This window comes from Pseudoalteromonas sp. McH1-42 (assembly GCF_022347845.1).
In the GTDB taxonomy this organism is placed as follows: Bacteria; Pseudomonadota; Gammaproteobacteria; order Enterobacterales; family Alteromonadaceae; genus Pseudoalteromonas; species Pseudoalteromonas rubra_D.
Genome location: NZ_JAKRFU010000006.1, coordinates 114,216 through 128,488, shown reverse-complemented (window position 1 = coordinate 128,488; position 14,273 = coordinate 114,216). Strand labels below are relative to the sequence as shown.

8 protein-coding genes are annotated in these 14,273 nt (G+C 43.2%); 7 read left to right on the top strand and 1 reads right to left on the bottom strand.

Features of this window, described 5'->3' with window-relative positions; all coding sequences use genetic code 11:
* The first annotated feature begins 478 nt into the window (after positions 1–478).
* A complete protein-coding gene (locus tag MHN31_RS06600; protein ID WP_239443824.1) occupies positions 479–2,107 on the top strand; it encodes a methyl-accepting chemotaxis protein in 1,629 nt (542 codons plus the stop codon).
* 316 nt (positions 2,108–2,423) lie between these two features.
* A complete protein-coding gene (locus tag MHN31_RS06595) occupies positions 2,424–3,608 on the top strand; it encodes a GTP-binding protein (RefSeq protein WP_239443823.1) in 1,185 nt (394 codons plus the stop codon).
* Positions 3,609–3,693: 85 nt separating this feature from the next.
* On the opposite strand, the gene katG is transcribed toward MHN31_RS06595, so the two are convergent.
* Positions 3,694–6,012, bottom strand: coding sequence for a catalase/peroxidase HPI (gene katG / locus MHN31_RS06590; protein ID WP_239443822.1), 2,319 nt, complete (start codon positions 6,010–6,012; stop codon positions 3,694–3,696).
* Positions 6,013–6,489: 477 nt separating this feature from the next.
* Here katG and MHN31_RS06585 point away from each other — a divergent pair, with 477 nt between their 5' ends.
* The 5 genes from MHN31_RS06585 to MHN31_RS06565 all read left to right on the top strand — a co-directional run bounded on the left by MHN31_RS06585 (position 6,490) and on the right by MHN31_RS06565 (position 14,155).
* Positions 6,490–6,942, top strand: coding sequence for a nuclear transport factor 2 family protein (locus tag MHN31_RS06585; RefSeq protein ID WP_239443821.1), 453 nt, complete (start codon positions 6,490–6,492; stop codon positions 6,940–6,942).
* An 18-nt stretch (positions 6,943–6,960) separates the two neighbouring features.
* On the top strand, positions 6,961–7,194 hold the full coding sequence (locus MHN31_RS06580; RefSeq protein WP_125557755.1) for a hypothetical protein: 234 nt from the start codon (positions 6,961–6,963) through the stop codon (positions 7,192–7,194).
* 1,208 nt (positions 7,195–8,402) lie between these two features.
* The gene (locus tag MHN31_RS06575) at positions 8,403–8,861 is read left to right on the top strand and encodes a hypothetical protein (RefSeq protein ID WP_239443820.1); all 459 of its coding nucleotides are present in this window, start codon (positions 8,403–8,405) and stop codon (positions 8,859–8,861) included.
* A gap of 60 nt (positions 8,862–8,921) precedes the next feature.
* Entirely contained in the window at positions 8,922–13,835 is a 4,914-nt protein-coding gene (locus tag MHN31_RS06570) for an RHS repeat-associated core domain-containing protein (RefSeq protein WP_239443819.1), read from the top strand.
* Positions 13,832–14,155: a hypothetical protein gene (locus MHN31_RS06565; protein WP_239443818.1), complete on the top strand. Its 324-nt coding sequence runs from the start codon at positions 13,832–13,834 to the stop codon at positions 14,153–14,155. The genes MHN31_RS06570 and MHN31_RS06565 overlap by 4 nt, the downstream gene beginning before the upstream one ends.
* Positions 14,156–14,273: the final 118 nt, after the last annotated feature.

Here is a 14,273-nt window from a genome sequence, read left to right as displayed (position 1 = left end):
CCGAAGGTCTAAAATATAGTTCAAGTTCGGGCTGTAATGGCAGTACAACATCATTCAGCACGGAGTCATTGGTTAATTCGGTTTTGTAATAATCCAATACGTATTTAATCAGTGTGTTCTATGCTTGTTAATGAGGGTTTATTTTTTGATCTCTATTTGTTTTTTATTCATAAAAACAACAATTTAATACTGAATTCTTAATAAATATTCCATTCCCCCGCATTTGCCAATCCATTATAATGGTTGATTAAATATTGAGTTGTGGCGTGTGGAATTTATACGCCTTTCGCAGCTGGTACTGCACGCGTTTTATAATTCATACTGCTGCATAGGTATGCTGATTTCAAACATAAATGCCTCTATGCTAACTCAATATACCGTATTTTATGATAACCGCCAGAGTGCTACCTGAGGGTCGAGCTCTGGCGGTTTTTTGTTCACTTTAGTCATTATCTAATTAGGGACCTATATAAAGAGCATGGCAATAAAAGACTTATCAATTACCAAACAAATTGGCCTGAGTTTTTCATCTGTATTTTTAGTTTTTTTCGCAGTGAGTTTACTGACCTATAACGGACTGAGTGGCGTCCGTGATGATCTGGGCTTTATTGTGCAAACAAGTATTCCCTCTGTTGAGATCGTGAAGGATATTAAAATAGACCTGACCACCATACGTAAAGACGAATTTGGTGCGACCATGAACCCGGATCATCCACAAATGGCCGAGTGGTTGTCTATTTTGAATGACTTACGTAGCGGCGTTGATCGTAAAATACATCTATACAGCCAGTTGGATGTTTCAGATAAAGAACAGCGCCAGTTTGAGGCTTTTGCCCGAGCATGGCGACAGTATGCAGCAGCGACCTCTGATTTCAATTCTCTGGTGCGTAATGCCAAAGTGGCTCAGGCGAATGACATTGTGCTCAACAGCTATCCCACTTTTTCCAGAGCAATGGATGAGCTTAGTGCACTGGAAAAAATAAACAGTGACAATGTAGGGAGTGCTGAAACTTCAGCGGTCAAGGCCGTTAACATAGTAATTAAGGCCATTATTATTAGCACTTTAGTGTCAGCGTTAATGATTGCATTGATCTGTATTGTGATCAGTGGCGCAGTCAGGCGGCCGCTGGAAAAAGCCATGAACCTGGCCGGAAATATCGCCAACGGCGATCTAAGTACCCGTATTGAAATCGATTCGGTGGGTCAAAATGAGCTTGGCTCCTTACTCGTCTCACTGGAGAAAATGCGTCAGCAGCTAAACGGCCTTGTTGTGAAAATAAATGACAGCGCTATCTTGCTCTCTTCTGCTGTTGAAGAGGTTAATATGATCTCGGCACAAAATGCCAAAGGCATGGAGAATCAACAAAATGAGCTGCAGTCCGTTGCTTCGGCAATGACCGAAATGCAGGCAGCAGTGACTGAGGTCGCACAGAGCACAGAAATGGGGGCAGAATCCGCTAATCAGGCACACATGAAATCCCGCGAGGGGAGTGTGGCACTGAAAAGCAGCATTTCACATATTTCTGCGGTGGCGGATACCGTCACCCATGCGGGTGAACTGGCCGTCAATCTTGAAAAGAACTCTAAAAATATCAATGTGGTTGTGGATGTGATCCGCGAGATTGCGGAGCAAACTAACTTACTGGCGTTGAACGCAGCCATTGAAGCGGCACGTGCCGGCACACAAGGGCGAGGCTTTGCTGTGGTGGCTGATGAAGTGCGTTCACTGGCACGCCGGACACAAGATTCAACCACACAAATTGTTGAAATTGTCAGTGATTTGCAACACAAGTCCAAAGAGACTGGCGAAGCCACCCGGACCTGTCAGACGGGGATTGACGTGTGTGTTGAGCAAACCGATACGGTCAGTAAAACCATCAGTCAGATTGAGCAGGAAATTGACAGCATTGCCGCCATGAGTACTCAAATTGCGGCAGCGTGTAACGAGCAGTCTGTGGTGTCTGAAGAGCTTAACCGAAATATTGAGAATATTAATGTCGCGGGTGTTGAAATGACCGAAGGCGCAAATCAAATTTCTCATGCCTGTCATGAAATCAGTGAACTGGCGCATGATCTCAAATCTTGTGTTGAGCAGTTTAAGTTATAATTATTATTCCTATCAGCCGGGTAATTCATTGCAGGAGTTTCCCGGCAATAAATCAGGCAAGGTAATGATCCGTAAAATAGCCAGTATTGATTGTAAAAGGTCTAAATACTTGCTCTTGAAGAGGGGTCAGCCAAATTGATAATACCTCCTTCACCTTTCTGGCTGAAATTCCAGCATAGTCGAAAAACACAATAGCAAACCAGCCTAAAACTGCGGCTTCAGTATCACAGGTGTAATACCGTGTCATTGATATTTAAGCAGACCCTTTATCATAATGAAGGTCAATTAAATATCACTTGAGTCAGGAAGTTATAGTATGGCAAGCAACGATGAATTTATGAAACAAGCTATTTTTATCGATACGATCGGTGCCAGAGGGCATGGTAAAACGACCTTAACCGCAGCTATCACGCAGGTTCTGGCAAAAGATCATATGGCGGTAGCACAAGACTTTGCCGCATTAAATAATGCGCCACAACACAAAGCGCGATCTGGCGTGACCTTTTACCGCTCAGAAGCGGTGTATGAATCCTCGGCCCGAGTGTGCATTCAATATGATTGTCCCAGCTATATGGACCACGCTAAAGGGATCAACAGTGGCGAAACCAGAGTCGATGCCGCGATTCTGGTGGTCAGTCAGGAGCCTGATTTTAGCAGAGCATGCGACGAATACCTGATGTTATTGCGAGATTTCGGCGTCAGTCACATCATAATATTTATGAATAAGTGCGATTTGGAGCAGTACGACGAGCTAACGGGGCTTGTTGAGTCACTCGTAAGAGAGCAGCTTAATGGCTACGGGTTTGATGGTGACAATGCACCCGTGATTTATGGCTCGGCATTGCAAGCGCTTGAAGGTGTGCCCGTTTGGGAAAATAAAATACGAGACTTAATCAGGACGATGGATGACTATTTTATAGACCCGGTATTATTTAAAGACCAGCCTTTTATGATGCCTGTTGAGGACATATTTACTTTACCGCGTCGTGATACGCAAGCTTATAGCAGAATTGAAACAGGTACTATACGAGTACACGACCCCATTGAGCTGGTTGGTATCAGAGATACGCGGGAGACAACCTGCTCAAGCATCGATATTGGGGCCCATCCACAAGAAAGGGTGAGCGCGGGGGATAGCGCGGCGATAGGCCTCAAAGGGATCCCACGCTCTGATATTGAAAGAGGGATGGTGCTTTGTAAAGCGGGTACGCTGAAATCATGTCAACGTTTTGAAGCACGGGTTTATTGCTTGACCAGCGAAGAGGGCGGACGTAGAACCCCTTTGCTCAATGATTTTAAAGCTGACTTTAGCCTAAACTACCTTGACGTGGCAGGCACGGCGGACTGGCCTCGGAACATTGAAATGATGATGCCAGGCGATGAGCTACATGTAACTGTCAGACTAAGTAAGTCTATGGCGATAAAATTGGGTACAAAGTTCGAAATTCGTCAACAAGGTCAGATTGTTGGCGTAGGGCACGTGACAGATACTTTTGACTGAGTGTGAGCAGGAAAAGGATGGCCAGTGCGGTGAGTTGCTAACGTGTCAGTGCCTGTAATGACAGGCACTGACAATTGGGGTGTGATTACAACTGATGGCGCAAATCAAAGCGGTCCAGCTGCATCACTTTGTGCCAGGCTTTGACAAAGTCCTCTGCAAACTTTTGCTGGGCGTTGTCGTAGGCATAGACTTCGGCCACGGCGCGCAGCTCTGAGTTTGAGCCAAAGATCAAATCCACACTGGTGGCCGTAAAGCGCTGTTCGCCTGTGCTTCGGTCAATGCTCTCGTACAGACCCGCCTGACTGGTTTTCTGCCATTGATGAGACATGCTCAACAGGTTGACGAAAAAGTCGTTGCTCAGGGTGCCTACTCTATCGGTAAATACACCATGTTGAGATCCTGAAGCATTGGCACCAAGTACGCGCAGCCCCCCCAGCAGCACCGTCATTTCTGGTACAGTCAGGTTTAACTGATCGGCTTTATCGACCAGCATCTCGGTCGGCGAACGGTAGCTTGCGTTGACTTCAAAATGGTTTCTGAAGGCATCCGCTTTTGGTTCAAGCAGTGTGAATGAGCCAACATCAGTTTGCGCCTGAGTCGCGTCGGTACGGCCAGGGGTAAAAGGCACAGAAACGGTGATACCCGCATTCTTGGCTGCCTGCTCAACGGCTGCTGCACCTGCCAGGACAATCACATCAGCCAAGGATACTTGCTTACTGCCATCCGCAGCACGGTTGAAGCGAGCCTGAACTGCTTGTAGTTGATTCAAAACTGAGGATAGCTCGTCCGGGTTGTTAACTGGCCAATCTTTTTGTGGGGCCAGCATAATGCGGGCGCCGTTGGCACCACCGCGCATATCCGAGGCACGGAAGCTGGCAGCAGACGCCCAGGCAGTGCGAATAAGCGCCGGTACGCTGATACCAGTTTGCAGAATATCCAGCTTGATTGCTTTGGCATCGGCTTCATTAATTAAAGCATGGTCGACTTTAGGGACTGGATCTTGCCAGATCAGTGCTTCGTCGGGTGCTGTATTACCCAGATATCGAGTGCGTGGCCCCATATCGCGGTGTGTCAGCTTGTACCAGGCTTTGGCAAAGGCCAGGCGATATTCTTCCGGGTTCGCTAAAAAGCGTTCGGCAATTTTACGATACTCAGGGTCGTACTTGAGTGCCAGATCTGCGGTCGTCATAACAGGCGAATTGAATTTTCCTTTAACATGCGCATCCGGAACTGATGTGTGTAGTGCTTCGTCTGTTGGGATCCATTGAATCGCGCCGCCCGGACTGCGGGTCTGCTGCCATTCAAAGTTCAACAGGTTTTGCAGATATAACGTAGTCCAGCGGGTTGGAGCCTGAGTCCAGGCGCCTTCCAGGCCACTGGTTACGGTATCTTCTGAGTGGCCTTTGCCACATTTGTTTTTCCAGCCCAGCCCTTGCTCTTCAATAGCGGCACCACCGGGTTCTTTGCCAACGCATTTGCTGGCTTTGTGGGCACCATGCATTTTACCGAAGGTGTGTCCACCTGCGATCAGCGCCACAGTTTCTTCGTCATTCATGGCCATGCGACCAAACGCGATGCGGATGTTTTTCGCCGAGCCAGCCGGATCTGGCTTACCTTTTGGTCCTTCCGGATTGACGTAGATTAAGCCCATATGAGTGGCACCCAGCGGGCGCTGGAGTTTACCGTCTTTTTCTTCGCGATCACTGGCCAGCATTTCAACCTCCGGACCCCAGTAGACTAAATCAGGCTCCCAGTCATCCGTTCGGCCACCGGCAAACCCATAAGTTTTGAAACCCATATTCTCAAGACCAACGGTACCGGCCAGAATCATCAGGTCGCCCCAGGAGATTTGCTCACCGTATTTTTGCTTGAGTGGCCAAAGCAGGCGTTTTGCTTTATCGAGGTTGCCATTGTCAGGCCAACTGTTGAGTGGATCAAAGCGCATTTGTCCGCCATCACCGCCGCCGCGACCATCCAGTGTACGGTAGGTACCAGAGCTGTGCCACGCCAGGCGAATAAACAAAGGCCCATAATTGCCCCAGTCTGCTGGCCACCAGTCTTGTGACGTTGTCAGTAATTCGTTCATGTCACGCTTGAGCGCAGCCATATCTAACTGGTTAAATGCCTGTGCATAATCAAAGTTTTCGCCGAGCGGGTTGGAGCGGCCGTCATGGTCACGCAGAGGCGACAGGTCAAGTTGGTCTGGCCACCAGAACTGGTTCGATTTGGCCACGCCTGTGGGTACATGACCACTACCGACGGCGCCTTTTGGTTTACTGATTTCGCTATTAGAGTGGCTGGCTTGCTGAGCATCATTGTTACTTGCGCAGGCGCTCAGACCCGTGATCGCAACACCCACCAGTGCGGCCAGCGCTGACTTTTTAAACATCATTGTTGTCGTCATAAAGGTTACCTTTTTTCTTCAACATACCTGTCGACCAGCCAGATCTACCCGGTCGTCAGTTTATCTACTTAATTCTCTGAGAGTATAATTTTTTGTTTGCAAAATTGTTAATGGAATTTTTCGATGCCTGTATTCGTAAAAATCAATCATGGCTGAGTTCGATGCAGCTAAGAGGGGGTGGGCGATTTTAGAGCAAGTTGTGAAAAACGAACGAGCGCAAAGTTCACACTCTTCATCGCAAGCCTGCTTGAGTGCATGTAATTTACTTGATAGGTTTTCTTTAAATCTGCATTGATATGGTTCTTATCTCAATGAGAGATATATGAGCCCATTGAGGCGGTGAGTGTATTAATGCTTAATAATATGCCTTTTAAGGTGTAAGCCAGCTTACATGATAATATAAATTTATACCCTGATAAGCCTTTGCTTTTAGCTGAATCAGTGAATCATAAACACAATTTAAAGGAAGTTATAATAATGAAAGTACTCTTTACAGCTATGGCTGCGGCAACACTACTGGTCTCTACATTCAGTCGAGCTGAAGCGGTTACTGGGACTGAGTATCAGGCTGTCGTCGACACCGCATACACTTACTTCAATGGCGCGGCAAAGGGCGATCAGACACTGCTGGCCAAAGCGTTTGATTTGGAGTTTGGCCATATCAAAATGATCCGGGTAGACAAAGAAACGCAGCAAGAAACGGTCAGGGTGATTTCACTCAAGGAGTTCGCTGGTTATTTTAAGGAGGCCACAAAGGATAAATGGGAAGCCAATATTTTATCTGTTGATATCGTAGATGATAAAATGGCGATGGTTAAACTGGATTTTCACACCCCAAAAACACACTACATCGATTATTTGGTAATGTATAAACGTCAAAATGCGTGGCGTATTGTGACTAAAACCTTTGTCGCTAAAAGCAAATTGTAGGTCAGGAAGCGTTTTTGAATGACGAATCAGCAAAGAAAACACATTATCCTCAGTGCGATTAAGTGTGCGGAATGTGCAGACATTCATGATGTGCTGCGCATTGCTGGAGCAGAAATCGAGTGCCTGGAAGCTGTCCCTTTTGGTTCAAGAAATGAAATCATGCGGATCTGTGAAGATATTGCCGACGGTGTGATAGATGGCAGTGAGTCGATCAAAAGGTTAATGATGTTTTTAAACTCTATACCTGATTAATGCGCTTTTATCGCTTCCAGGGCGGCCGCAGTGCTTCGATAAGACGAGCGTCATATGAGCTCATCGGAGGCTGCGCAGAGTTACACAACATTGGGGCTGACATGGATTATCTGGCCATATTATTGATACGATTTTATCAACGCTTTATTTCTCTCTATAAAGGGTTTAGGTGCGCGCATGCTGTTGTGCATCAGGGCACAAGCTGTTCACAGGTTGTATTAGACATTGTAAAAAAGGACGGTGTTTGGCTGGGATACCAGCAGATAAAGTCCCGGATGCATGCTTGTGAACAGGCGTATATCACCCTTCAACAATCAGATAACCAAGACAAACGGAAAAACAAAGAGAGTCGTTGCGATTGTGGCGACCCATGCGCAGGCTGTGATATCGCCAGTTGCGGAGGAATGGAAAAAGCTGCGATGTGTCAGACTTGTCTTGTAATTGCTGGCCTTTTTAGACGACTGTATGCGCGACTCAGTTCCAGTCAATCACTTCAAAAAAGAGTATATGTGGTTTAATCAGGCTATTACCTTTTGCCTCAGCACACTCCGGCATTCCTCTGTGTTATATACAAAAGTCTATCGCGTCAAATTTTATTACCTGAGGTTGGAGCAAAAGTCTTTAACTGGGGCTTGAAGGTACCTTCCAATGAATCCTGATGCAAAAAAGCGCTTACAGTTAGCTTGAGTGGCATAACGACCTATATTTTCATTAAGTTCTTCAATAATTCAATAGGATATAGAAAATCTTATCGAAATGTTGGTATGTTATATTGTATCATGTTGTGGTTGGTACCTGACAATGATTTAACAGAGCAGTGATCCTAAATGCAAGTATCGAAATCGCAACACACCATTATGTTTATTTATTGAACGCTGCTTAAAGGTTGGGTGCTGAATTAATATACATGGTTTTCTGTACCAACAATCGCTTCGGAGTCTGCTGGCTGTTTAACTGCAATTTAGGACACAGATTTGTGCTGCTTCTAAGTGCTTTTTATGGGATTAATAAGTTATTTGGCAGGTTTCTCGATTAAATTCGGAGTTAATAAAAACTATATGAGCTTACAGTTTGCATGAATTATAGTCCTTATGGTATTGAGATATATAAAGAGGGAGGGGGGATTAGGTAAGGGTAAAGGCTGATTTATAAAGGGGTAAAATTTATTTGTTTTACTTGTTTTGGTTTTGAATTTGATAAGCAGGCTTATGAGATTTTTATTTTTAATTTTTTTACTTTTTTCAAGTGGCCAGTTGTTTGCTAAGACTACGTGGATTCCAATTTACATGGACAAAATAACTACTTTCATTCCATATATACCAAGTTACAAATATCCAGAGCCAAGTTCAGTTGCTATAGAAACGATTGGTGATGTTAAATATATGAAATGGGAACATGTGATACATGCTAGTAAATACCTTGTTCAAGGTAAAGATGCAAACGGTAACTGGATTGATGTATTAATAACGGAAGATAACAGTGTAACTATTGATGCTCGCTTCGATAAGTATTACCAGTTGAGAGTAGTTGCTTGCAACTTTAATACATGTAGCGATACTGGTTTATTTTCACAAGGATACTCGCATCGGGAAAGCGTGATTTTTATTCATACCGACATGCTAGGAACACCTGTTTTAGAAACGGATGTTAACGGAAAGTTGTTTTAATATAATTATAAAGGAATTTTGTGGTTGATTTATTTTTAATTGGTCACTATGTAAATTAATATGAAGAATTTTTTTTCAAAATTAGAACGTCCCTTATATTTTTTCAGTTTTATATTCTCATCTTTGAGTTTTTCAGAGCCGCCAATACTTCCTGATTTGGATGAGGACAGCTATAAATATGAGAAACTAGATTACGATTATAAAATAGATGCACACACACCAGATTTGATGGGGGATAAGCTTGACTATTCTTCCGGTACTGTCAGGTTTGAAAATGTTGATATTGATATTCCAGGTAACTCATCTCTGAAGGTTGAACTACGCCGATATCTCAATACAGCCCAGAGTAGCACGTCTGAGCGCTCTGCATTCCACATTTGGGAAACAGTGTCTCCCCTTAGCAATTTTGCACCCGCTGGTAATAATTATCGAGAGCATTATCAAACTTGGCATTTTGACACGCCAAGAATCTCTATGCGGATTATTGAAAGCCAGATTTCGGGTCTTGGGGGCAAGTACTGTACTAACACAAAAGATTTAGGGGAGCTGTCGTCTCACTATCAGCTTTTTATTCCGGGTCGGAGTAGTGAACATCTCATCAGGAATATAGGAGCATTGCCTGGAGGTGAACATGCTGAATACGTTACTAAAAGTAAATGGCTGATCAATTGCAAAAGTCTTTCTGGTAAAGAGTACTTTGAGGCTGTTTCTCCTCAGGGAGTGACATATACATTTGATAAACAGGTGAGCAGTGCGCCAATCGACTATCTTATGCAAGCTTTTTACTACGACAGGCCTGTCGTCAGGCTCATGTTTTTGGTGTCAAAAGTGCAAGACCGGTTTGGCAACTGGGTGAAATATGATTACAAGAATGGTGAGTTATCCTCTATCTACAGTAATGATGGTCGACGAATAGATGTGAGAAGGACCGCAGATGGCGCCGTTGCAACTGCCAATGGTAGATCCTGGACTTATAAACAAGTAAACAATACCTACAAAGTAATCTTACCTGATGGTCGTTTCTGGAGTTACAACGCATTCCTGGACCAGTCTAAGCAAAAAGCGGTTAAGTTTGGCAGAAACACAGAGTTGGGCAACTTAGCTTATGAACAAGGGTGTGAATTTGATGGCTTTGAAGGTAATTATTCATCAGTGACGACCAGTACTATAGGCGTCTCACATCTAAATCAATACCCTTATCGCTACAATAAGCCAACAGATTGGTGGCGTTATTCGTATATGCGTGAATCCTATATTGAGGTTCGACATCCGGATGGGGCACTTGGTAAGTTTTGGCTGGGCACCACTCGTCAAGGGCAGGTTGATACCGAAGAGTTTCCTCCCCCGGCAGGAAGTACTGCTACAACACACAATAGAAACCCGAAGTGCACATTTGAGCCAAGCCTGATTAAGAAATCAATTGAATATAATGCAAATAAAGCGTATTCGTGGCACTACCAGTATTCAAACAAAGTTGGAACTTCAAATAAGCAAAATGCATCAGACCCAGCATATCAGGCTAGTTATCTTAGTAATGTTCATGTTCCAGACTTTTACTTTTTCTCCAGCCGAACCAATAAGGCTCTCAAAGTCATTCAGCCTGATGGAAGTTACCTAATCCATTATATTAATAGGGATTACGAAAGCGTTAAGCAAAACAAAAAGGTGGCGACTGCCTATTTTGATCTGAACGACAACTTATTGAAGGAAGAGTTAGAACAGTGGTGGGCAGGGACTCGTTGGGGAGATGTTCCACAAGCGGCTAACTGGTATTTCTCTCCAAAAACGCAGTTATACGCTCCGGTACTTAGCGAACATCGAACTATTCTTTATGATTCTGGAAAGCCGACTAATTATTATCGCAGGTATAGCAACCATGATAATTTTGATATGCCTCAGTCAATTGAGTTGTTTGGCGCAGTTGGTAATCCTATTGATTATAGCGCTATATACGAAGGTGATTTGTGGCATCGCAAACGCTTTTACAGACTTTCATATTACAACGATAAGGATAATTGGGTTTTATCTCAACCTTTAAAAACATACACTAATTCAGGCTACATATCTGCTTCAGATTTAGCAAACTTAACACCTATTCAGGAGTTTATATATCACAGTTCTGGCTCTTATGCAGGGAAAAGTTTAGTTTATGAAGAAAGACGATTTGGAACCTGGGTCAAACGGCACACAAGTTATCATGTTGATGGTAATGTAAAGCGCATAGAGTATAACCAGAAGCTTAGAAATGAGAATAGGCTTAGCTCAAATTATAGATTTAAAGAGCAACTAAATTATAAGCGAGGCCAGGCTCAAACCATTAAATATCCAGCAAGGTATGCAGACAATGGGACCGTTACTCAGTACAGGGTAATAGACAACAATGGCTGGGTTACAAGTATTACAGATGCTAAAGGGGCAACGACCAGATTCACGCACAATGCAATGGGCCGGATCACATCAAAAGATCTACCCAGCGATGTCAGTAATAATTGGTTAGATTCGTTTTTTTCGTGGAACTATGACAGTGGTTATTTAACCTTCACAGAAAGCCGGTGTCGGTTAAATACCTCAAAAACGGGGTGTTCCAGTGGGGAGCTCTTTAGAGAAACCATTAGTTACGATGGTATGTTGAGGCCTGTTACGACTACTCACTCCGATATATCGAAGTCAAAGGATTTACATAAGTACTCTCTGTTCACCTGGAACAATCAAAAGCAATTCGAGTCATACTGGTCTCACTCTACTAGGGAATCCAAAGGGGTTACTTATACCTACGATGGCTTGCAACGCCTAGAGACTAAAACAACTACTGGGCTAGGTCAGGTCAGACATGATTATTTGTCAGGCAATCGCATTCAAATCACTGATGGAAAGGGAAATCAAACGACCACAACCTATGAAGCCTATGATACACCTGACTACTCGACAGCTTTGAAGATTATTTCACCTGAAAATGTAAAAACAGATATTAAGATCGATAAATACGGCTTGGTTACAAGCATCACACAATCCGGGCCAGACAATCAAAATGGAACATTATCGCAAACCGAACATCGTTATTATGATGAAAGAAAACGGCTATGTCTGGTAACTAGAAAAGATATCGGTGCTAAAGCATATGCTAAAAATGCGCTTGGCGAAACCATGTGGTCTGCAGAAGGATTGAATGCAAATCTCACTAGTTGCCTGAACAGTAAGCCAACAACATCAACCGATTATACATTTGACAACCATGGACAGATATGGAAAGTCAATTATTCTGACCAGTCTCCAGACAGAGAATATTATCGAGACAATAATGGTAATATAACCTCGTTAACGGCTGGTAAAGTAAGCCATCTCTATATGTATAACAACCTGGATCTGTTGGTTCATGAGAATTTTAGTATTGAAAATGATCTTTCCTTATTTTTAGATTACGACTATACAAATTTAGGTCATCGCTCCGCAATTACCTATCCGGATGATGCAACTGTTGAATTTTCACCAAACGCTTTTGGCCAGGCGACCGGGGTAAAACGCAGGGCGGCAGGAAAATTTGACGCTTTTACATATGCAGAAAATGTTTTATATCATGCTTCTGGCTTAATCAGCAGTTTTAACTATGGTAATGGTATAACTCATCGTTTGACACTGAAACATAACTTGATGCCAGATATATTGGAGGATGCAAATGGTCAGAATACAATTATTAAGTATGGTTATAGCTATGATAACAACCTGAACTTAACTAAGTTAATAGATCATACGAACAGTGCATTCAGTTTGACAGATTTGAAGTATGATGGATTAGACAGATTGGTTAGCACTACGGGTGGTAGTGGTATTGGTAACAGTGCGATCAGATATGATGGATTGGGAAATATCAGGCACTATACAAGCAAAAATAGTGAGCTTGTTTACCACTATTCTAATGGTAGCAATATGTTAGACTCTGTCTCAGGTACCGGCAGTGATTCAAAAAGCTACCCTTATTTTAATTATGATAGTCGTGGTAATGTAACTAATAATAGCCACCGTTCTTTTATATATAACCGTGCCAATCAACTCGTTTCTTCAGGTAATAATACTTATCTTTATGATGGGTTTAGTCGAAGGGTAAGGTCTCAGGAAAATCAAGGTGGCAGCTATAGCTTTTATAACCAGGAAGGTCGTTTACTATATCGCCAGTCTGCTAGTGGAGGTGTGAAATACATTTATCTGGGCAATAAGTTGATTGCAAAAGATGGAAATAATGTATCACCAAACAAAGGTAAGAGACATTACCGTCCATTCGGCGCGAGTATCACGGACGAAGTGGATGATATTGGCTATACAGGGCATAAGTTTGATACTGAATTGGGATTAAGCTATATGCAGGCACGATACTATGATCCAGTCATAGGTCGATTCTACTCGAATGATCCGGTTGATGCACTGGGACATATTGTTCTTGGCAACCCTGTTCATGGCTTTAACCGCTATACATATGTGAATAACAACCCATACAAATACGTAGACCCTGATGGAGAATTTGGGATTGTAGGTGCATTAATTGGTGCAGCGATAGATGCTGGAACTCAGATAGCAATGAGTGTTAAATCAGGGCAAAGCATTTCAGAAGCTGCTGGAGGCTTGGATTATGGAAGTATAGCTATTTCAGCTGCACTAGGTGCTGTTGGCGGCCACGCTACCCAGTTGTTGAAAGGTGCTACGACAGGTTCCATGAAAGTTGGAAAAACTACAGTTGAAATGACATCCAAAGCAGAAAGAGCGGTGGCGGGTGTTGATGGAGCAGCGAAAGCTGGAACTGTTGGCGCTATTCAATCTGGAAGAAAAGATGAAGACCCAATTAAAGGTGCAGGCCTAAAAATTGTCGACAGTGTTACAAGCCCTATTCCTGTTGGTACAATAGTGGACAAAGGGCTTGATTATATGAATAGCGGTAACCAAGATATGCAACAGCAGCCTCTACTAGGGGAAGAAAATCGATGAGTGAGCAAAGTTATTTCACGGCCGTTTTGATAAATTTAAGGGTGTTACGCTATGCCTTTATTACAGCTTTTAAAAATTTAATGTGGCCTATGTTAGTCATTGGAACGCCAGCTATATTCTTTGGTTTTAAATCTGAGTGGTATAACCAAGTTGGTTTATTTCTTATTTTAACTTTTATTATTATAATTCCCTACTTTATAGTTTGTTTAATCATGAATAATTTTTCACTGACTTCACCAGAAGAACGTGAAAAGTTTTATAAGCTTTCAGATAAAGACAAAGGTAAGGTAATAGGAGATGAGTTATCAGGCTGGTGGTAAGTCTCTAGTTGAACGCTTTTGAATCCAAAGCCTCGCACTAGCGAGGCTTGTTTCTTACTAACCTTTAATAAACAAAAAGTCCGACTGAAATTAACGACGGCATAGTATAATCGACAAT

What these genes read in the sequence shown, in the direction of transcription:
- MHN31_RS06595 (WP_239443823.1), top strand. Translation starts at nt 2,424, where the DNA reads ATGGCAAGCAACGATGAATTTATGAAACAAGCTATTTTTATCGATACG.
- MHN31_RS06570 (WP_239443819.1), top strand. Translation starts at nt 8,922, where the DNA reads ATGAAGAATTTTTTTTCAAAATTAGAACGTCCCTTATATTTTTTCAGT.
- MHN31_RS06585 (WP_239443821.1), top strand. Translation starts at nt 6,490, where the DNA reads ATGAAAGTACTCTTTACAGCTATGGCTGCGGCAACACTACTGGTCTCT.
- MHN31_RS06575 (WP_239443820.1), top strand. Translation starts at nt 8,403, where the DNA reads ATGAGATTTTTATTTTTAATTTTTTTACTTTTTTCAAGTGGCCAGTTG.
- katG (WP_239443822.1), bottom strand. Translation starts at nt 6,012, where the DNA reads ATGACGACAACAATGATGTTTAAAAAGTCAGCGCTGGCCGCACTGGTG.
- MHN31_RS06580 (WP_125557755.1), top strand. Translation starts at nt 6,961, where the DNA reads ATGACGAATCAGCAAAGAAAACACATTATCCTCAGTGCGATTAAGTGT.
- MHN31_RS06600 (WP_239443824.1), top strand. Translation starts at nt 479, where the DNA reads ATGGCAATAAAAGACTTATCAATTACCAAACAAATTGGCCTGAGTTTT.
- MHN31_RS06565 (WP_239443818.1), top strand. Translation starts at nt 13,832, where the DNA reads ATGAGTGAGCAAAGTTATTTCACGGCCGTTTTGATAAATTTAAGGGTG.